Origin of the sequence: Sinorhizobium fredii USDA 257 (assembly GCF_000265205.3) — a bacterium.
Lineage (GTDB): Bacteria > Pseudomonadota > Alphaproteobacteria > Rhizobiales > Rhizobiaceae > Sinorhizobium > Sinorhizobium fredii_B.
The window spans coordinates 6,348,428-6,367,501 of the sequence record NC_018000.1 but is presented as its reverse complement, the minus strand read 5'-3'; the positions used below and the strand labels follow the sequence as shown (position 1 = coordinate 6,367,501).

Sequence of the window (19,074 nt, the reverse complement as noted above, 5' to 3'; positions counted from 1 at the left end):
TAAGGTTCGAGAACGCCGCGGCTGAATTTTGCCGACGAGGAATGGAGGAAAGACGATGCCTGAAACGAGCCGACCGCTCGTCATCAGCTCGCCGGCGCCGCGCACGCTCGAGCTGATCTTCAGTCGGGAAGCGCTGGACGCACTCCACGGGCGGTATCGCGTCGTCGAAGCCGACCCGGAGAACATCGCCGGGCTTGACGACGCAACGCTTGCCGAGGTCCGCTACATCATCGGCCAGCCGCCGCTGGATGAGCGGACGCTCGAGCGCATGCCGCGGCTGCGCGCCATTCTCAATGTCGAAAGCAATCTCCTCAACAACATGCCCTACGAGGTGCTTTTCCACCGCGGCATCCATGTGGTGACGACCGGCCAGGTCTTCGCCGAGCCGGTGGCCGAGCTGGGGCTTGCCATGGCGCTCAATCTCGCCCGCGGCATCGTCGATGCCGATCTCGCCTTCCGCGAGGGACGCGAGCTCTGGGGCGGCGAAGGCAACCAGACAGCGCGGCTTCTCTCCGGCTCGGAAGTCGGCATCGTCGGCTTCGGCGATCTGGGGAAGGCGCTGAACCGGGTGCTTTCCGGCTTTCGCGCCAGGATACGCGTCTACGATCCGTGGCTGCCCGGTTCCATTCTGCGCGACGCGGGGGTGGAGCCGGCATCGCTCGAGACGGTGCTTTCGAGCAGCGATTTCGTCTTTGTCGTCGCCGCAGTCACCAGCGAGAACGAAGGTTTTCTCGGTGCCGAGGCCTTGGCGAAAATGCGCCCCGGAGCGGCCCTCATCCTGCTCAGCCGCGCCGGCGTCGTCGATTTCGATGCGCTGATCGCTGCGGTCGAAGCCGGCCGGATCGTGGCAGCGAGCGACGTCTTCCCCGAGGAACCGCTGCCGCTCGGCCATCCGGTGGGCGGCTTGCCGGCTTCCTGCGGTCGGCGCACCGCGCCGGCGCGCTCGATTCGGCCTTCAAGAAGATGGGCGAGATGGTGCTCGAGGACATGGAACTGATGGACCGCGACCTGCCGCCAATGCGCTGCAAGCGGGCGGAACGGGAGACAGTGGCGCGGATGCGGTCGCGGCCGGTCAGCGTCAATTGACGCCGGCCTGCTGACGCGGCAATAAACGGCCCTATGCAAGGCAGCACGATAGCGGCAAGATCAATATAGCCAATCCGCATAGGGGCAGGGAAACATGCGCGGCTCAGAGAAGAAAAAGCGTCCCGAGACCTGGACGCTGCGGTCGCTGCTGAGCCTCGTCATGATCGCTGTCCTCGTTGTCGTTTCCGGCACCCTCGTGGGGCTGGATTACCGCCGCGCCCGCAACGCGGCGATCCAGAATGCCGAAGCCCATATGGGGGCTTTCGTCGACCGTCTCGTCGATCGGCTCGGCGCGCTTTCCGGAGATACATCGGCCCTCGTCAGCCTCGTCGCGTCCGTCGCCAATGCCTTTCTGCTGCCGCCGCCGCAGCGGATGAGCGACAAGGTGGCCATGCTGCGCGAAGGTATCATCCGCTCGCCCCATATCGATGGCGTCTATGTCGGCTATCCGGGAGGCGCCTTCTTCCATGTGGTCGATCTTCGCTCGGCAGCCTGGCGAATGGCGCTCGACGCGCCACGAGGGGCGACACTCGCGGTGCGTTCGATCGAGCGAGGCGACCAGGGAAAGCCCGTCGACCGGGTCCTTTTCCTCGATGCAAGCGGCCTGCAGTTCTCCGAACGCCGCGTGGCCCCGACCGGCTATGATCCGCGAATGCGCCCGTGGTACCGCGCCGCCGTCAACGGCAAGGCGCCGGTGGCGACCGGCCCTTACGAGACGGCGACGACCGGCAGGCTCGGCATGACGATTTCGCAGGCCCATCGCGGCAACCCGCGGATCGTCATCGGTGCCGACGTGGTGCTCGACACGATCACCGACTTCCTGTCCCGCGAACGGCTGACGGGCGACTCGGTGTCTCTCGTGCTCGACGCCGTCGGGAGGCCCATCATCCATTCCGACCCGACGGCGATGAACCGCATCCTCGCCACGAAGGATAACACCGCGCCGGTTGCGGTGCCCGAGCCCGATCCGCTCATCGAAAGCACTCGGCGCAACCCGCCAGCACCAGGCAAGGCGAGCTTTGTCGATGTCGGCGGCCGCACCTATCTGGTCATGGTGGCGCCGCTCGGATCGGCGCAGCTGCTGGCGGGGCACCGGGTGGTCGTCGCCGCGCCGCTCGACGAGTTGATGGCGGCCGCCAACGATGCGCTTGTCCAGAGCCTGGCAATCTCGGGTTCGGTGGTCGTGCTGGCCGTCCTGTTCTCGCTGGTGCTCGCGCATCTCATCACAAAGTCGCTCAACCAACTCACCGCCAGCGCCAACCGGCTGCAGGAGCTCGATTTCACCACGCCGATCGACGTGCCCTCGAATGTCACGGAAATCTCGACCCTCAACAGTGCGATGAACAAGGCGCGCGATGCCATCTTCACCTTCGCGCTCTATGTGCCGCGTGAACTGGTGCGCAAGGGCATCGAATCCGGTCAGTTCACCGGCCGCGCCGGCTGGCGCCAGGAGGTGACGGCGCTGTTTTCCGATATCTACGACTTCACCACCATCAGCGAGCACCACTCGCCGGAGGCGGTGGTCGCGATGCTGTCGGAATATTTCGACATCTTCAGCGAGGTGGTCGCCGCCCATGAGGGCACCATCATCCAGTTCCACGGCGACTCTGTCTTCGCCATGTGGAACGCACCGGTGTCCGACGCGCACCACGCCGAACACGCCTGTCGCTGCGCGCTCGCCGTCGAGGAACGCCTTGGCACCTTCAATGCGCAACAGAAGGAGAGAGGCCTGCCGGAATTTCGCACCCGGTTCGGCATCCATACCGGCACCGCGGTGGTCGGCAGCGTCGGCGCGAGGGAACGCCTGCAATACACCGCCATGGGCGACACGGTGAACGTCGCCTCGCGGCTCGAGGGCATGAACAAGGACTACGGCACCACGATTCTGGCGAGCGGCGCCGTGGTGGCGCAATGCAGCGACGCTATCGCCTTCCGTCCGCTCGGCTCCGCCCAGGCGAAAGGAAGAGCCAGCGCCTTGGAAATCTACGAAGTGCTGGCGGCCGCCGCGATCGCCGAACAGCAGGCTGGCGAGCAGACGGGCACGGCGGCATAGAGGCGAGCTCGGCCCGCGCCGATCACACGTCCAGAAAACGCAAAAAACCCGGAAAACCGGGCTTTTTATGCATTTCTTTAAAGGGAATGGTGCCCAGAAGAGGACTCGAACCTCCACGCCTCGCGGCACAGGTACCTGAAACCTGCGCGTCTACCAATTCCGCCATCTGGGCGACGGACCGGCATGTAAAAGGCCGGGGGCGAAGTGTCAACAGGCATTTTGAAGATTTCCCGCTTGGACGCGAAAAAGCGACCGGGAACAGCGCCGCTGCGTTGGCCCCGCCTCCCGCGATCGGCCCCGGCGTTGCAACGCCACAACGATAGGGCAAGAATTTCAGTGACATGAGCACCGCAGAGGCGCATGCTTCTTGTGACGACTGACGGGCGCGGAAATCCGGCGGCTGAGTAGGCGTACACGCGCCCCGACGTCATGCAATAATCAACGAAAACAAAGGTCTGTGGAGAAGGGATAAACCGGAAAGCACGTCTTTCGGAAAGTGAGGAGAAAATGACGGGATTTCGGAATTTCGTTATGAGCTGCGTGCTGGCGGCCGCCTCCATGGTTCCCCCTGTTGCGCCTGCCCAGGCCATGCCGCAGCCGGCGCTGGATATAGAGATCAAGGCACCTGCGGATGTCCAGAGCGCTACCCACCGTGGATACTATGGCCGGGGCTATTATCCGCGCTGGCGCGGTGGCTACTACGGCGGCCGGCGCGGATACTATCCCGGCTACGGGCACGGGTATCGCAGGGCCGGCATCAGCTTCTATTTCGGGCCGGGCGCCGGATACTACCCACGCCGCTACTACGGGAACCGGTATTATTACGGGACCCGCTATTACGGCCCGGGCTATTATCCGGGTTACTATCCGTACCGCTACTATCGCCCCAACTATTACGGCCATCGGTACTACCGACCTGGTTTCTATGGGGGCGTCGTCCGGGGTTGGTAAGGCTTCGCTTAAACGAGGCGCGGCGGCTTCCGCCGGGCCTCCTTGATTGCTGAAGCTGGGGCGAGGGTAGACTGCCTGCGTCCGGCGTTGCGGAAGCTCGGTCTATCGTTTTCTTACAATGCCGAGCCGCGCCATGACTTCCTTTGGAATGCCGTAGCGGCGCACCGCGTCACGGCTGTCGCGCAGGCCGCAGATTTCGCGCTGGATAAAGAAGGCCCAGACGGCGTCGGCCGCCTCGTCGAGAAGCCGTCGGCGCTCCTCCGGCTGGTCTTTTTCCCGATCGAAGCCGTTCAGGGCTGCAATCGCCTTTTCGACCTTGAGGCCGTGGCGCCCGAGCGCATCGGCACGCTCGGCCATGAGCTCGTATTCGAGCACGTTCACACCGCTTCCGGCATCGAAACGGCGCAGCGATTGCGGCGGACGGAATGTCATCGGCAGCTCCATCGAGGCTAGCTTCGACAGGATGGACTCGCAGCGGCCTTCCCGCAAGGTCGAAGCATCGAACATATGATCGGGTGCATGAGGCCCGCGGAGAACGCGCTCCCGTGTTGCTGCCGCGGCGGCCATGGTTAAGATTTCATAAACTTCTTCACCCTATTCTTAGTGATCATGCCCAAGTCCCATGCCGGCGGCCAGGCCGCGGCGGGCCCGGCCCATTGGCCGCTACGCGCATGAGGCGCCCTCCAGCAGCAAGGACGTTCGATGGCGAGCGCGGCTCCGCCGCCGCACGCAATTGGAGACGAGGATGCCGATACCGATTGGCACGATCAGGAACGCAAGCACCCCCGGCGACGATATCGTCCAGATCGTCCGACGCGCCTTGCCGCCTGCCGGTCAGCGCGCCGAGGCGATCCAGAAGCTGCTCGATATGCTTGGCCGTCACCTTTCCGGCAAGGAGGTTCTTCCCCGCGACGCGCTGGTGCGGCTCATCGAGGATCTTGCCCGCGTTCTCAAATTTCCGCCGCTGCCGCAGGAGACCGGCCGCGCCTTCCTTCGGCGTCTGGTCGAGGTCGTGGAGTCCCTGCCGCTCCCGCAACGTCTGGCGATCGAGAGGCAGCTTGGCGGCGGCGGCCTCGCGCGCCGCCTGGCGGCCCTGACGCAAAGCGGGCCATCGGCAGGGCCCGGAAACCCCACCACGCCCCTGCCCGCCGGCCAACCGGGAATCCGCAACCTGCCGCTGCAGCTGCCGGTGTCCCCGCACTTTGCTGCAGCCCAAACGCCCCTGTCAGGCGACCCGGCGCTGCTGCAGGCGATACTGAGGAAAACATTCGGCGCAGATGATGACGGAGCGTCCGCCGCGCTGCCCCTCGAAGACGCGCCGCAAGCGCCTGAGCCCGGCGAGACGGCGGAGCCGGCGCCCGACCGAGGATCGACCCCAACCGCACGGCACACGCCAACCCCGATCAGCAATGGCGATATTGCTGCGCCCACGGCGTCGGGCGGGACCGCAGAGGGCGTCGCGGCGGCGGAGGCGATGCCGCCGGCACCGGCGGACACTTCGGAGAGCGCCGCTGCTGCTCAGACCGGAGACGAGGCCTTGCCGCCACGATTCGAAGGCGGCGGAGCGGCCGGCCACCAACCGGAGGTCGCGGCGCCCGACGAAAGGCCAAACCGGACTTTTGGCGAAGCGGAAGCGGTCAGCAAGCAAGGCACTGCCGTGGAAGCCGACGCTTTCGAGGCGGACGGCACCTATGGGCCGACCGGTGCCAACGGGAACGACGCCCGGCAGCCGGCCGAGGCCCCGACTCCACCGGAGGCCCTCCCGGAGTCCCCGCTCGACGATGCCGCCGAGGCGCTGCTGGAAGGCAGCCTCGATCTGCCGGACATCGTGGCGGAGGAGCGCCAAGCGTTGGTGGCGAGGGCCGGCGAGCGAGAACCCGAGCCGACCCGGGCGCCGCCTGCTCCGCACGAGCGCCTGCCGGGCGGACCGCGTCCGGACAGTGCTCGCATGGGCACCGAGCCCATCGCCGAACCGATCGTGGCGGAAAAGACGGAGACGCCCTCCGGCGGCCCGCCATCCGCTCAACGGCAAGCGCCGGCCGGCGAGGAATTCGCCATGCAACAGGCCATCGCCCTCCTCGTTGAAAGCGGGCTGCCGGAGATCATTCCCTTCGCAATGGTGCCCTATTTACCGGCCCAAGAGGAAGCGGATGACGAGCACGACAGGTCCGGCGGTTACCCGCGCGGCGACGGCGGCACGGAGTCGGAGGACGGGGAAGAGCAGAAGGACGGGCAGGATCCCGAAAGCGACGGCGACAATGGGGCCGAACCGGAGGCGAGCGATGCCTATGACCTCTACAGAAAACTCGGCGACCTGGTCTGAGCGCTCTAACGGCACTCCTTGCTCCAGAGAACTCGGACATCTCCGCGACCTACCTCGCACGGGCGGATCTCCGCCCCGCCACGAAAAAGCCCGCGGAGATCGCTCTCCGCGGGCTCGTCATTTCAAGCCTGACAACGATTACTCGTTGCTCTGGCGGTTCTTCAGCGCTGCGCCCAGGATGTCGCCGAGCGATGCACCCGAGTCGGACGAGCCGAACTGAGCGACGGCTTCCTTCTCTTCCGCGATTTCCAGAGCCTTGATCGACAGCTGGATCTTGCGATCCTTCTTGGAGAAGTTGGTGACGCGGGCGTCGACAACCTGACCAACCGAGAAGCGCTCCGGACGCTGTTCGTCACGGTCACGCGACAGATCGGCGCGGCGGATGAACGCAGTGATGTCTTCGTGATTGACGAGCTTCACTTCGATACCGCCGTCGTTGACTGCGATGACTTCGGCCGAAACGACGGCGTTCTTGCGCAGTTCGCCGGAAGCGGCAGCTTCACCGACGGCATCCTTGCCGAGCTGCTTGATGCCGAGCGAGATGCGCTCCTTGTCGACGTCCACATCGAGAACGACAGCACGGACGACATCGCCCTTGTTGAATTCCTCGATGACCTGCTCGCCCGGACGGTTCCAGTCGAGGTCGGAGAGGTGGACCATGCCGTCGACATCGCCGTCGAGGCCGATGAACAGGCCGAATTCGGTCTTGTTCTTGACTTCGCCTTCGACCTCGGTGCCAGCCGGGTGGCTATGCGCGAATGCCTGCCACGGGTTCTCGAGCGTCTGCTTGAGGCCGAGCGAGATACGACGCTTGGTCGGATCGACTTCGAGAACGACCACGTCGACTTCCTGGCTGGTGGACAGGATCTTGCCGGGATGGACGTTCTTCTTGGTCCAGGACATTTCGGAGATGTGGATCAGGCCTTCGATGCCCGGCTCCAGCTCGACGAACGCACCGTAATCGGTGATGTTCGTAACCGTACCGGTGATCTTCTTGCCGACCGGATACTTCGCACCGATGCCATCCCACGGATCGGACTCGAGTTGCTTCATGCCGAGCGAGATACGGTGGGTTTCCTGGTTGATGCGGATGATCTGAACCTTGACCTGCTGGCCGATGCTCAGGATCTCCGACGGATGGTTGACGCGGCGCCATGCCATGTCGGTGACGTGCAGCAGACCGTCGATTCCGCCGAGGTCGACGAACGCACCGTAATCGGTGATGTTCTTGACGACGCCTTCGACAACCTGGCCTTCCTCAAGGTTCTGAACGATTTCAGAACGCTGCTCGGCGCGCGACTCTTCGAGAACCGTGCGGCGCGAAACCACGATGTTGCCGCGGCGCTTGTCCATCTTGAGGATTTCGAAGGGCTGCGGGTTGTGCATGAGCGGGGTTACGTCGCGGATCGGACGGATGTCGACCTGCGAACGCGGCAGGAAGGCTACGGCGCCGTCGAGATCGACGGTGAAGCCGCCCTTAACCTGGTTGAAGATGATGCCTTCGACGCGTTCGCCGGCTTCGAACTTCACTTCCAGGCGCATCCAGCTCTCTTCGCGGCGAGCCTTCTCGCGCGACAGAACCGCTTCGCCGAGCGCGTTTTCGATACGCTCGACATAGACTTCGACTTCGTCGCCGACCTTGAGCGAGCCGTCCTTGGCCTTGGCGCCGAATTCCTTCAGCGGAACGCGGCCTTCGACCTTCAGACCGACGTCGACGATGGCGACGTCCTTTTCGATGGCCGTGACGACGCCCTTGGCGACATAGCCTTCGGCGAGGTCCGTCTTGGCGAAGGACTCTTCGAGAAGTGCGGCAAAATCATCACGGGTGGGGGTAGTTGCAGACATATAATCTCCTGCTGCATCTCCTGCCGGAGACGCATATGCGCCGGGGGCTGGTGTTAAACGGGCCTGAACCCAGTCCGCCCCTACTGAAGGGCAATCCGGCGCATGGACGGAATTTCAGGCTTATCGAGGAAAGCGCGTCCGGCCGGGGCCGAAGCAGAGCCTTTCTTCAAATCTTTTCTTTCAGGACAGCGTCGATCAGCGTCTTCGCCGCCTGGAATGCCGCCTCTATACTCATTTCAGACGTGTCAAGCAAGTGCGCGTCGGCGGCCGGCCGAAGCGGGCTGTCGGCCCGGCCCATATCGCGCGCATCGCGCTTCTTCACGTCCTCGAAGATCGCCGCATAATCGGCCGTCCCGCCGCCGGAGATGATCTCGTCATAGCGCCGTTTCGCCCGCACCTCCGGCGAGGCCGTGACATAGAGCTTCACCGCCGCATCCGGGCAGACGACGGTGCCGATGTCGCGCCCGTCGAGCACGGTGCCCGGCTCCTTTTGCGAAAAACCCCGCTGCGCCTCGACCAGCGCCCGCCGCACCGCCGGCATGACGGCAATCTTGGAGGCCGCCTCGCCGATCACGTGCGCCGACAGCACGGAGCGATCGAGGCCGGCAAGCTCGACCTCGCGCGCCATCTTCTCCGCTACCGCCTCGTCGTCGAGCGGCAGCCCGGCATCGAGAAGCGCCTTGGCGGTGGCGCGGTAGGTGAGCCCGGTATCGAGATGGTGGAAGCCGTACTCCTCGGCGATCCGGCGCGAAAGCGTCCCCTTGCCGGCGGCTGCCGGCCCGTCGATGGCGATGGTGATCATACTTGGTCCTGCGATCTTTCCTGCGGGCCTGTTAGATCAAAATCGATGGAGAATCCACGATCATCCGATATTTTACGGTTCGCGGGCCAGTCCTGTAGTGTATGGGGTCGCCGACAGCCCTACCGCCGCGGGTAAAGCGCTGACGACCAGCGGCATCATCCAGAACGACATCCAACTTGCGTAGTGGGCAAACAGTGGGGGGAATTCTTCCATTCGGTTGAAGAACACCAACATTATTTTGCGTCAAATTCTTTAACTGCGGTTTTCAAACCATTCACAGGCTCATTTCGCAGCGCTTTGCCGTCCTTGTTCTTGGTGGAACCTAAATCACTCCTGTGAGTTTTGCCACAGAATGAAGAATAGGGAGAAATTAAATGGCTGATAGAGGACCAACAGTAGTGAATACTGGTAGCGGTGGCGCCTGGGCCGTCGCTATAGTTTTAGTTCTGCTTGTCGTCGGCGCCTTGTTCCTCTTTGGTGGCGATCTGTTCGACGGCGCTGGTGGCGGCGGTGACACCGATGTGAATGTCAACGCCCCGACCATCGAAACGCCGGCTGGCGGACAGGGAACGCAACAGGCGCCCGAAGGCGGGCAAACCACACAACCCGCTCCCACAGAAGGACAGGGCACGCAGCAGGCCCCATCGGGCGGCACGCAGTAACGAATGAGCCGTCGCTCTCGGGCGACGGCTCGGAGCCCTTTGCTTCTTCCATTAAATGCCCGAGATGAAGGCGAAAGGAGCCAGATTAGGCCGCCGATCCCATGCGATCTCGCCTTTGCAAAGATTCGGCTCCGCGCGACCGCTGTCCGATTAAGTTGGTCACTCGATCTTCGCGCCGAGCCCGGTCATCAGATCCATGAACTCCGGGAAGCTGGTGGCGATCATCGACGCGTCGTCGACCGTTACGGGATGCTCGGAGGCCAGCCCCATGACGAGGAAGCTCATGGCGATGCGGTGGTCGAGATGGGTTTTCACCTGGCCACCGGCAGCATTGCCGAGGCCCTTGCCGCCCGGGCGGCCGCGCACGACGAGCGAGGCTTCGCCCTCGTCGCAATCGACGCCGTTGAGCTTCAGTCCGTCGGCGACGGCCGAAAGGCGGTCCGATTCCTTGACACGCAACTCGTCGAGCCCGTTCATCACGGTTGCGCCTTCGGCAAAGGCAGCGGCGACGGCCAGCACCGGATATTCGTCGATCATCGACGGGGCGCGCTCCTCCGGCACGGTGACGCCCTTGAGCTCCGAGTAGCGGACGCGGAGATCGGCGACGTCCTCGCCGCCGGCGAGGCGCTCGTTCATGAGGTCGATATCGGCGCCCATTTCCTGCAGCGTCAGGATCAGGCCGGTGCGGGTCGGGTTCATCAGCACGTTCAAGATGGTGATCTCCGAGCCCGGAACGATCAGCGCCGCTACCAGCGGGAAGGCGGTGGAGGACGGATCGCCCGGCACGTCGATCACCTGGCCGGTGAGCTTGCCGCGACCTTCGAGGCGGATGGTGCGCACGTCTTGCGGATCGGTCTCCACCGTCAGGTTGGCGCCGAAACCCTGCAGCATCTTTTCGGTATGATCGCGGGTCAACACCGGCTCGATGACGGTGGTGATGCCGGGCGTGTTGAGGCCGGCGAGCAGCACGGCGGATTTCACCTGGGCAGAGGCCATCGGCACGCGATAGGTGATCGGGTTAGGCGTCTTCGGCCCGCGCAGCGTCACCGGCAGACGGTCGCCGTCGGCCGACTTCACCTGGACGCCCATTTCGCGCAGCGGATCGAGCACGCGGCCCATCGGGCGCTTGGTCAGCGAGGCGTCGCCGATGAAGGTGGAATCAAAGTCATAGACGCCGACCAGACCCATAGTCAGCCGGCAGCCGGTGCCGGCATTGCCGAAATCGAGCGGCGCTTCCGGCGCCAGCAGGGCGCCATTGCCGACGCCGTTGATGATCCAGGTGTCGCCCTCCTTGCGGATCTTGGCGCCCATCGCCTGCATGGCCTTGCCGGTATTGATGACGTCCTCGCCCTCGAGCAGGCCGGTGATGCGCGTCTCGCCGGCTGCAAGCCCGCCGAACATGAAGGAGCGATGCGAGATCGACTTGTCGCCCGGAATGCGGACCGTGCCCTTGAGATCGGCAGACTTCTTTGCGGTGGCGGGCCGCGGGCTCAGGCCATGGGACATGATGTTTTACCTCTGACAATCCGGCTCGGCGGCGGCCAAGGATCAAGCGCTGCTTGGGGGTTGAACGAGGACCGCCGGTGTTGCGGGCTCCCTAACATAAAGAGCAAAAGGGGTCATCCTCCCCCACGAAGAAAATGCGCCCCGCCCTGCAGCAAAGTTTGCCGCGGAAGTTTGTCTTTGACAGACGACACCAAGACGATTATGGGGACCGGCTAATCATCATCAGCTTGATACCTTCCACCCGCCGGCCTACCGGCAAGAGCCGGCTCGCCCGGCCATTCAAGAGGCTTTGACTGTGGCAAAACCGGAACTTGGAACAAAGCGCATCGACCCGGAAACGGGGCGCAAATTCTACGATCTGAACCGTGACCCGATCGTCTCCCCCTATACCGGCAAGTCTTATCCGCTGTCCTTCTTCGAGGAGACCTCGGTCGCCAAGGTGCTCGAGAAGGAGGAGGAGGAAGACGTCACGGAAGTCGATGCAGAGAACACCGAAGTCGAACTCGTTTCGCTCGAGGATGCCGACGAGGAGACATCGGGCGGCGACGAACTGCCGGATCTCGGCGATGACGAAGTCGAGATCGACGGCGACGACGACGACACCTTCCTCGAGGCCGATGACGAAGACGATGACGACGACATGAGCGACCTCATCGGCGTCTCGGACGAAGACGAAGACGTCTAAGAGCCTCAAAAGACGGATAAAAGCCGCTCCGGCCGCTCGACTATACGGCGGCCGGGCGGACAGCCGAAAGAAAAGATAAAATCGCACCGGCCTTCAATTTTCGGCTTGCCATCTGCCAAAAGCAGAAGTAATAAGCCGCCACTCGCCGGGCACAAATCCCGACGGTTCCCGGAACCGGCACTGCCGGACCCTTGATGGGGCTATAGCTCAGCTGGGAGAGCGCTTGCATGGCATGCAAGAGGTCAGCGGTTCGATCCCGCTTAGCTCCACCAAATCCCTCGTATTTTCGGTTTGATGGAGCATCGGAAGCCCCGATCTTTGCGTCGCGACACCTGTCACTGACGATCGAGTTCACAAAATCTTAACCAGGCGAGCTGAAGAGCAATCTGCATGTTCGTCATCTCGAAAATCTTCTGGCTCGTCGCCCAGCCGATGTCCCTCGCCTTCCTGAGCCTGCTCGTCGGCGTGCTGATGATGCTCGCCCGCTTGCGACGCAGCGGCGGCATTCTCGCCTCGCTTGGCCTCGCGGTGCTGTTCCTCAGCCTCTTCACCACCGCCGGCCCCTATTTCCTGCAGATCCTCGAGGACCGCTTTCCCCGCCCATCGCCGCCTCCCTCGGAGCTTTCCTGCATCATCGTACTGGGCGGTGCCTTCGAGAATGTGGTGATCGCAAGCCGCGGTGGCATGGAGTTCAACCAGGCGGCGGATCGCTTCGTCGAGACGGTCCGCCTCGCCAAGGCTTATCCTTCGGCGCGCATCCTTGTTTCGGGCGGCGACGGCTCCTTGAGCGGTGCCTATGAGGGCGATGCGCTTGCCTCGCAAGGCTTCTTCGAGGCGTTCGGGATCGCCGCCGATCGGGTGATCCGCGAGGAAGCCTCGCGCACGACGTTCGAGAACGCGCGCTACACGAAGGATCTGCTCGCGGCCAACCGGCTCGAACGATGCGCGCTGGTCACCTCGGCCTACCACATGCCGCGTTCGGTCGGCCTCTTCCGCTCGAACGGCCTTGAGGTCGTTCCCTGGGCGGCGGACTACCGGACGGATGGCAAGGTGCGGCTCGGCTTCGATTTCACCCAGCCCTCGCTCAACGCGCAACTGGCGACGACCGCCGCCAAGGAATGGACCGGGCTTGCTGCCTATTATCTCCTCGGCCGGACGCAAACGCTGCTGCCGCAATAGGCCGTCACGGGACACCGTGGCCCCTCATCCGGCCTGCCGGCCGCTTCTCCCCGCCCCCCGGGGCGAAGTGGACTAGCAGCGGGCCCCAGTCCCCTCTCCCCGTTTTGGAGAGGGCTAGGGTGAGGCTCAAGCACCGAGTGTGGCACTGAATGACAGAGCAGCCCGCTGACTTATTTTCGGCGCTACGCTAATGATCTCGGAAAGAGTCGATCCCGGATCAACGCAGTCGCAAGCGGAGCCTTCATGCCGATCCTCGAAATCCTCGACTATGCCGGTGTCGCCGTCTTTGCCGCGACCGGCGCGCTTTCGGCCTCGCGCAAGCAGCTCGACATCATCGGCTACCTGTTCCTGGCATCCGTCACCGGCATCGGCGGCGGTACCATGCGCGACGTGATCCTCGGCGCGACCCCGGTTTTCTGGGTGCTCAACCCGGCCTATCTGATCGTTTGCGCTTGCGCCGGGCTGCTGGTGTTCCTGACCTCGCACCGTTTCGAGTCGCGCTACCGGATGCTCGTCTGGCTCGATGCGGTCGGGCTTTCGGCCTATTGCGTGATGGGCGCGGCTAAGGGGCTGGCGGCGACCGGCTCGCCGACTGTCGCGATAGTGACGGGCATGCTTACAGCGACCTTCGGCGGCATCCTGCGCGATCTCTTGGCCGGCGAGCCGTCGGTGCTGCTGCGGCCGGAAATCTACGTCACCGCGGCGCTTGTCGGCGCCAGCGCCTTCGTGCTGGCGACGCTCGCCGGCCTGCCACTTGCTGCGAGCTCGGCGCTTGGTGTCGCCGCTGCCTTTGCGGTGCGCGGCGGGGCGATTCGATACGGCTGGACGCTGCCGACCGGCAAGGCCGGGCCGGGCCGGGATCCGGACGAGGTGATGTAATTATTTAGTGTTTCCAGCGTCCTTTGTGCGTCTGAACAGACGCACGGCGCTGCAGTTAGCGCTGCGTCTTGCGGCGCAGCCGGACCACGACGTCGACATGGGAGATCTCCATGCCTTCCGGCGGCTCCGGGAGATTGCCGATCTGGATGTTGCTCACCGGAATATCGAGGACCTCGTTCTGGCCCTCGATGAAGAAATGATGGTGATCCGAGACATTCGTGTCGAAATAGGTCTTGGCGCTCTCGACGGCGAGAACGCGGATCATGCCGGCTTCGGTGAACTGATGCAGCGTGTTGTAGACCGTCGCGAGCGACACCGGGACACCGGCCTCGACCGCTTCCTCGTGCAATTCCTCGACCGTCAGATGGCGGTCGCCCTTGGCGAAAATCAGATCGGCGAGCGCCATCCGCTGCCGGGTCGGGCGCAGTCCCGAATTGCGCAGCCTCTCCTGCGAAGACATTTCCGTTGCTTTCGTCATGCGCAGCCGTTCCGATATTCCTGCCAAGTTTATGGAGTATCAGCTTGCGATATAACTTCTGGCGCCGCGGCTTTCAATAGATTCCGGCCCGGGAAGCGGCCGCAAAGGCCTGAAAATCCGTCTAAAGCGGGGGAAGGCTGGCATTTAACTCTGGTCGAGGCCACATACATACTGTAAGCGACGGCGGAACGCCATCGCCATGGGGAGCGGCGCGAGGAAAGACTGACGGACAGCTTTTTCCGCCCGGATGTCGCCCTACTTGGAAGAACGTGAGAAACTGAAACCGGCAGCCCTCAGGACGGGCTGCGCTTCAATTCCGGCCGAACTTGCTCTAAAGCAGGTCGGAGAACACTTGAGAACTCGGGGAAGCAACCATTCATGACCACCAGGCAATCCAGCTTCAGCTATGAGGAAATCCTGACCTGCGGCCGAGGCGAAATGTTTGGCCCCGGCAATGCGCAGCTGCCGCTGCCGCCGATGCTGATGTTCAACCGCATCACCGAGATTTCGGAAACCGGCGGCCCCCACGACAAAGGCTATGTGCGCGCCGAGTTCGACATCACCCCGGACCTCTGGTTCTTCCCGTGCCACTTCATGGGCGATCCGGTGATGCCGGGCTGCCTCGGCCTCGACGCCATGTGGCAATTGACCGGCTTCTTCCTCGGCTGGCTCGGCGAGCCCGGCAAGGGTCGCGCCCTTTCGACCGGCGAGGTCAAGTTCACGGGCATGGTGACGCCGAAGACCAAGCTGGTCGAATACGGCATCGACTTCAAGCGGGTGATGCGCGGCCGGCTGGTCCTCGGCATTGCCGACGGCTGGATGAAGTCCGACGGCGAAACGATCTACAAGGCTACCGACCTCAGGGTCGGCCTTTTCCAGGAAAAGGCCGATTGAACTGTGGGGTCTTCGCCCCGCACGGATCCAAACTAACAAAAGGTCATCTACCATGAGACGGGTTGTTGTAACGGGCCTCGGCATCGTTTCCTCGATCGGTAACAATGCCGACGAAGTCACCGCGTCGTTGCGCGAAACAAAATCGGGCATTACATTTTCCCCGGATTTCGCCGAGCATGGCTTCAAGTGCCAGGTCTGGGGCCAGCCGACACTCGACCCGACTGACCTCGTCGACAGGCGCGCCATGCGCTTCCTGTCGCAGGCCGGCGCCTGGAATCATGTGGCGATGAAGCAGGCGATCGCCGATGCCGGCCTCGAAGCCGTCGACATCACCAACGAGCGCACCGGCATCATCATGGGCTCCGGCGGCGCCTCGACGCGTACGATCTACGAGGCCGCCGAAATCACCCGCAAGAACAACAGCCCCAAGCGCATCGGTCCCTTCGCGGTGCCGAAGGCAATGTCCTCGACGGCGTCCGCAACGCTTGCCACCTGGTTCCAGATCCACGGCGTCAACTATTCGATCTCGTCGGCCTGCTCGACCTCGGCGCATTGCATCGGCAATGCCGCGGAAATGATCCAATGGGGCAAGCAGGACGTGATGTTCGCCGGCGGTCACGAGGACCTCGATTGGACGATGTCGAACCTCTTCGACGCCATGGGCGCCATGTCCTCCAAGTATAACGACACGCCGTCCTCCGCCTCGCGCGCCTATGACGTCGACCGCGACGGCTTCGTGATCGCCGGCGGCGCCGGCGTCCTCGTGCTCGAGGAACTGGAGCGCGCCAAGGCCCGTGGCGCCAAGATCTACGCCGAGATCGTCGGCTATGGCGCGACCTCCGACGGCTACGACATGGTCGCCCCCTCCGGCGAAGGCGCGGTCCGCTGCATGCGCCAGGCGCTCTCCACGGTGAAGGGCGATGTCGACTACATCAACACGCACGGAACCTCGACGCCGGTCGGCGACCAGAAGGAAATCGGCGCCATCCGCGAGGTCTTCGGCGAGAAGATGCCGCATATCCAGTCGACCAAGTCGCTGACCGGCCATTCGCTGGGCGCGGCCGGCGTGCAGGAATCGATCTACGGCCTTCTGATGATGCAAGAAGGCTTCATCGGCGAAAGCGCCCATATCGACACGCTCGATCCCGAATTCGAAGGCGTGCCGATCGTCCGAAAGCGCATCGACAACGCCAAAATCGACACGGTTCTCTCGAACTCCTTCGGCTTTGGCGGCACCAACGCGACGCTCGTCTTCCAGCGCTATAACGGATAACAAGATGAACGGATTGATGAACGGGAAGCGCGGCCTCATCATGGGTGTGGCCAACAACCATTCCATTGCTTGGGGGATCTCAAAGGCACTCGCGAGCCAAGGCGCTGAACTCGCCTTCACCTATCAGGGCGAGGCGCTCGGCAAGCGCGTCAAGCCGCTTGCCGCAGAGGTGAATTCCGACTTCCTGCTGCCCTGCGACGTCGAAGACATCGCCTCCGTCGATGCCGTCATCGACGCGATCAAGGAGCACTGGGGTAAGCTCGATTTCATCGTCCATGCCATCGGCTTTTCCGACAAGAGCGAACTCAAGGGACTCTATGCGGACACGACGCGGGAGAATTTCAGCCGCACCATGGTGATCTCCTGCTTCTCCTTCACCGAGATCGCCAAGCGGGCCGCCGGCCTCATGAGCGATGGCGGCACGATGCTGACGCTGACCTATGGCGGCTCTATGCGGGTGATGCCGAACTACAATGTCATGGGCGTGGCCAAGGCGGCGCTCGAGGCGTCGGTGCGCTATCTCGCAGCCGACTACGGCACGCGCGGCATCCGCGTCAACGCCATCTCCGCCGGGCCGATCCGGACGCTCGCCGGCGCCGGCATCTCGGATGCGCGCGCCATGCTCTCCTGGCAGCAGAAGAACTCGCCGCTCCGCCGCACGGTGACGATCGAGGATGTCGGCAACTCGGCTCTCTACCTGCTATCCGATCTTTCCCGCGGCGTCACCGGCGAGATCCACTATGTGGATTCCGGCTACAACATCACCTCCATGCCAGCGCTCGATACGCTCAGAAGCGCAGACGCCGAATAGGCGCGGCCGGTCAAGACTCCAGCACGGTGCGTTCCTTCGGAGCACCGTTGTTATCCATGAAGCGCTTCCATACTCAGCGTCGTGCGCCTTTTCCGGCGCGCAAAAGGCGCTGTAGCACTTTGAAGTCCGATTATCCCGCCCAGGCCCAGGCCAGCACCAAGGCGATCGCTACAACCGCGGCGGCATACGGCGCCACACCGAGGCGCTCGCGCCGTAGCCGGGCGCTGTGTGTCGGGATGCGGTAGGAGCGCTGGAGGAAGGACATCGGCACCTCTGACGTGGCGCCATGTCCTTCGGCGCTCTTGATTTCCCGGGCAATCAGCTCCGCGACATCCTCCATAAAGGGCGCCCGGGCAGGTCCAAATCCCATGGCTTGCTCCCCAAGGAGAAACGATGGTCTTCGGCGACGCGCATCCATCCGGACGCGCAAAGGCGGCCGTGACCTACAGCGCCGTGCGTCTATTCAGACGCACAAAATAGCACTTTGAATGGCTGAATGTTTTTATCCTTAAGTCGAATACGATTTAAGGAAACATGCAGTAGCCCGATGATTTTATCCCTAAATTGCTGCCGATTTAAGGAACTATCCTGATCTGAAGACGCGCGTTACCGCTTCGCCCACAGCACCTTGAAGCGCGCATTGCGGCAGGTCTCGCCATACTCCTTGGCGTTCTCTGCCAAAACCTGCTCGTAGGGCAGGCCGCGATTTGCGACGAGCATGAGCCTGCCGCCCTGCTTCAGCGCCTTCAGGGCCGCCTTGATGATCGCCGACCCGATCGCCGGCTCAGCGGCATGCCCCTCGTGGAAGGGCGGATTCATGACGATCAGGTCGTATTTGTCGCGGGTATCCTCGCTCGTCAGGTCATGCCAAAAGAACCGGGCCGGCGTCGTGGGTGCGTTCGCCTTCATGTTGCGGCGCGCCGCGTCCAGTGCATCATGATCGGCCTCGAACAGATCGATTCCCTTGAGCCCGGGTGATGCCTGCGCCAGCATCACCGAGAGATAACCCCAGCCGGCGCCGAAGTCGGCCGCATGGCCGGTGAAGTCCTTCGGCAGGCGCGAGGCGAGAAGTTCCGAGCCGGCGTCGACGCGATCATGCGAAAACATGCCTGGTGCTGCCTCGAAGAGGCCGTCCACCCGCACCGGAACCTTGGCGAGTTTGTGAACGGCATCGGCCACATCCTCCGGCCGGGTGAACCAGAAGGCGACGCCGTGGTACTTCGGCAGATGGTCGCCGTTCCATTCGAATTTGTCGATGCGCTTCCTCAGAGACTGGATGCCGTCTTCCTTGCTGCCGGCAACGACGATGAGGGCGCCTTCGCGTGTGCGCTTCAGCGCCTCGGCGATTCGATCCTCGTTCTCGCCCTTGTGTTTGCCGCAGAGCACCAGAGCGACGTCATAGTCCTCGCCCGCAACGACAGGGCTCACATCGGCCCGCATCGCCTCCAGGGTGCGATAGAGCGGCCGCAGGGGCTGCACGGCGGAAATCGGTGCCACGAAGCCCTCGGGCAGCCGGTAGCCCGCCTCGGCACCGAGAAAGAGTACACGCTCGCCTTCTCCAGGCGGATCGATGATACCGGTTTCGAACGGGTGGAACAGGGTTTTCAGCGCGTCGCGGCTCATGGGTCGTTTCCATTTTTCTACAAG

The 19,074-nt window shown here is 63.5% G+C and carries 17 protein-coding genes, 2 tRNA genes and 1 pseudogene; 12 read left to right on the top strand and 8 right to left on the bottom strand.

The genetic code is table 11. The features are described 5' to 3' along the window. Window positions 1-55: 55 nt before the first annotated feature. Both USDA257_RS29785 and USDA257_RS29780 read left to right on the top strand, forming a co-directional pair. Window positions 56-1,086: pseudogene (locus tag USDA257_RS29785) on the top strand (hydroxyacid dehydrogenase). A gap of 94 nt (window positions 1,087-1,180) precedes the next feature. Next, a complete protein-coding gene (locus tag USDA257_RS29780) occupies window positions 1,181-3,139 on the top strand; it encodes an adenylate/guanylate cyclase domain-containing protein (RefSeq protein WP_014766704.1) in 1,959 nt (652 codons plus the stop codon). A gap of 87 nt (window positions 3,140-3,226) precedes the next feature. Here the strand turns inward: USDA257_RS29780 and USDA257_RS29775 are convergent. Continuing rightward, window positions 3,227-3,311: transfer RNA gene (locus USDA257_RS29775), tRNA-Leu, on the bottom strand. A 335-nt stretch (window positions 3,312-3,646) separates the two neighbouring features. Between USDA257_RS29775 and USDA257_RS29770 the strand changes: the two genes are divergently transcribed. Continuing rightward, window positions 3,647-4,090: a hypothetical protein gene (locus USDA257_RS29770; RefSeq protein WP_014766703.1), complete on the top strand. Its 444-nt coding sequence runs from the start codon at window positions 3,647-3,649 to the stop codon at window positions 4,088-4,090. Window positions 4,091-4,192: 102 nt separating this feature from the next. On the opposite strand, the gene USDA257_RS29765 is transcribed toward USDA257_RS29770, so the two are convergent. After that, complete coding sequence (locus USDA257_RS29765; protein ID WP_014766702.1) at window positions 4,193-4,522, bottom strand: DUF6665 family protein; 330 nt, start codon at window positions 4,520-4,522, stop codon at window positions 4,193-4,195. Window positions 4,523-4,835: 313 nt separating this feature from the next. On the opposite strand from USDA257_RS29765, the gene USDA257_RS29760 reads away from it, so the two are divergent. Further along, window positions 4,836-6,413 carry a hypothetical protein gene (locus tag USDA257_RS29760; RefSeq protein ID WP_014766701.1) on the top strand — a complete coding sequence of 526 codons (1,578 nt, stop codon included), beginning with the start codon at window positions 4,836-4,838 and terminating at the stop codon, window positions 6,411-6,413. Window positions 6,414-6,551: 138 nt separating this feature from the next. Here USDA257_RS29760 and rpsA read toward each other — a convergent pair whose 3' ends face one another. Next, window positions 6,552-8,258 carry a 30S ribosomal protein S1 gene (rpsA, locus tag USDA257_RS29755; protein WP_014766700.1) on the bottom strand — a complete coding sequence of 569 codons (1,707 nt, stop codon included), beginning with the start codon at window positions 8,256-8,258 and terminating at the stop codon, window positions 6,552-6,554. A gap of 166 nt (window positions 8,259-8,424) precedes the next feature. Then, complete coding sequence (gene cmk, locus USDA257_RS29750; protein ID WP_014766699.1) at window positions 8,425-9,060, bottom strand: (d)CMP kinase; 636 nt, start codon at window positions 9,058-9,060, stop codon at window positions 8,425-8,427. Window positions 9,061-9,434: 374 nt separating this feature from the next. Here cmk and USDA257_RS34700 point away from each other — a divergent pair, with 374 nt between their 5' ends. Beyond that, window positions 9,435-9,722 (top strand): hypothetical protein, encoded by a 288-nt coding sequence (locus tag USDA257_RS34700; RefSeq protein ID WP_080605719.1) that lies wholly within the window; start codon window positions 9,435-9,437, stop codon window positions 9,720-9,722. 159 nt (window positions 9,723-9,881) lie between these two features. Here USDA257_RS34700 and aroA read toward each other — a convergent pair whose 3' ends face one another. After that, entirely contained in the window at window positions 9,882-11,228 is a 1,347-nt protein-coding gene (gene aroA / locus USDA257_RS29745; RefSeq protein WP_014766697.1) for a 3-phosphoshikimate 1-carboxyvinyltransferase, read from the bottom strand. Window positions 11,229-11,523: 295 nt separating this feature from the next. Here aroA and USDA257_RS29740 point away from each other — a divergent pair, with 295 nt between their 5' ends. The 4 genes from USDA257_RS29740 to USDA257_RS29725 all read left to right on the top strand — a co-directional run bounded on the left by USDA257_RS29740 (window position 11,524) and on the right by USDA257_RS29725 (window position 13,971). Continuing rightward, window positions 11,524-11,913, top strand: a complete 390-nt coding sequence (locus USDA257_RS29740) for a TIGR02300 family protein (protein WP_041414845.1) — start codon at window positions 11,524-11,526, stop codon at window positions 11,911-11,913. Window positions 11,914-12,109: 196 nt separating this feature from the next. Continuing rightward, a tRNA-Ala gene (locus tag USDA257_RS29735) sits at window positions 12,110-12,185 on the top strand. Between the two features lie 118 nt (window positions 12,186-12,303). After that, on the top strand, window positions 12,304-13,092 hold the full coding sequence (locus USDA257_RS29730) for a YdcF family protein (RefSeq protein WP_014766695.1): 789 nt from the start codon (window positions 12,304-12,306) through the stop codon (window positions 13,090-13,092). Window positions 13,093-13,335: 243 nt separating this feature from the next. Then, window positions 13,336-13,971 (top strand): trimeric intracellular cation channel family protein, encoded by a 636-nt coding sequence (locus tag USDA257_RS29725; protein ID WP_014766694.1) that lies wholly within the window; start codon window positions 13,336-13,338, stop codon window positions 13,969-13,971. A 55-nt stretch (window positions 13,972-14,026) separates the two neighbouring features. On the opposite strand, the gene irrA is transcribed toward USDA257_RS29725, so the two are convergent. Further along, complete coding sequence (gene irrA, locus USDA257_RS29720) at window positions 14,027-14,449, bottom strand: iron response transcriptional regulator IrrA (protein WP_014766693.1); 423 nt, start codon at window positions 14,447-14,449, stop codon at window positions 14,027-14,029. Between the two features lie 378 nt (window positions 14,450-14,827). On the opposite strand from irrA, the gene fabA reads away from it, so the two are divergent. Genes fabA through fabI form a run of 3 tightly spaced genes read left to right on the top strand, consistent with a single transcriptional unit; the run spans window position 14,828 to window position 17,427 of the window. Further along, window positions 14,828-15,343, top strand: coding sequence for a 3-hydroxyacyl-[acyl-carrier-protein] dehydratase FabA (gene fabA / locus USDA257_RS29715; RefSeq protein WP_014766692.1), 516 nt, complete (start codon window positions 14,828-14,830; stop codon window positions 15,341-15,343). Window positions 15,344-15,395: 52 nt separating this feature from the next. After that, window positions 15,396-16,616 carry a beta-ketoacyl-ACP synthase I gene (gene fabB, locus USDA257_RS29710; RefSeq protein ID WP_014766691.1) on the top strand — a complete coding sequence of 407 codons (1,221 nt, stop codon included), beginning with the start codon at window positions 15,396-15,398 and terminating at the stop codon, window positions 16,614-16,616. A 4-nt stretch (window positions 16,617-16,620) separates the two neighbouring features. Continuing rightward, window positions 16,621-17,427 carry an enoyl-ACP reductase FabI gene (fabI, locus tag USDA257_RS29705; RefSeq protein ID WP_014766690.1) on the top strand — a complete coding sequence of 269 codons (807 nt, stop codon included), beginning with the start codon at window positions 16,621-16,623 and terminating at the stop codon, window positions 17,425-17,427. A 130-nt stretch (window positions 17,428-17,557) separates the two neighbouring features. Here fabI and USDA257_RS29700 read toward each other — a convergent pair whose 3' ends face one another. After that, window positions 17,558-17,797: a hypothetical protein gene (locus USDA257_RS29700; RefSeq protein ID WP_223843384.1), complete on the bottom strand. Its 240-nt coding sequence runs from the start codon at window positions 17,795-17,797 to the stop codon at window positions 17,558-17,560. Window positions 17,798-18,033: 236 nt separating this feature from the next. Continuing rightward, window positions 18,034-19,050 carry a class I SAM-dependent methyltransferase gene (locus USDA257_RS29695; RefSeq protein ID WP_041414842.1) on the bottom strand — a complete coding sequence of 339 codons (1,017 nt, stop codon included), beginning with the start codon at window positions 19,048-19,050 and terminating at the stop codon, window positions 18,034-18,036. Between the last annotated feature and the right edge of the window lie 24 nt (window positions 19,051-19,074).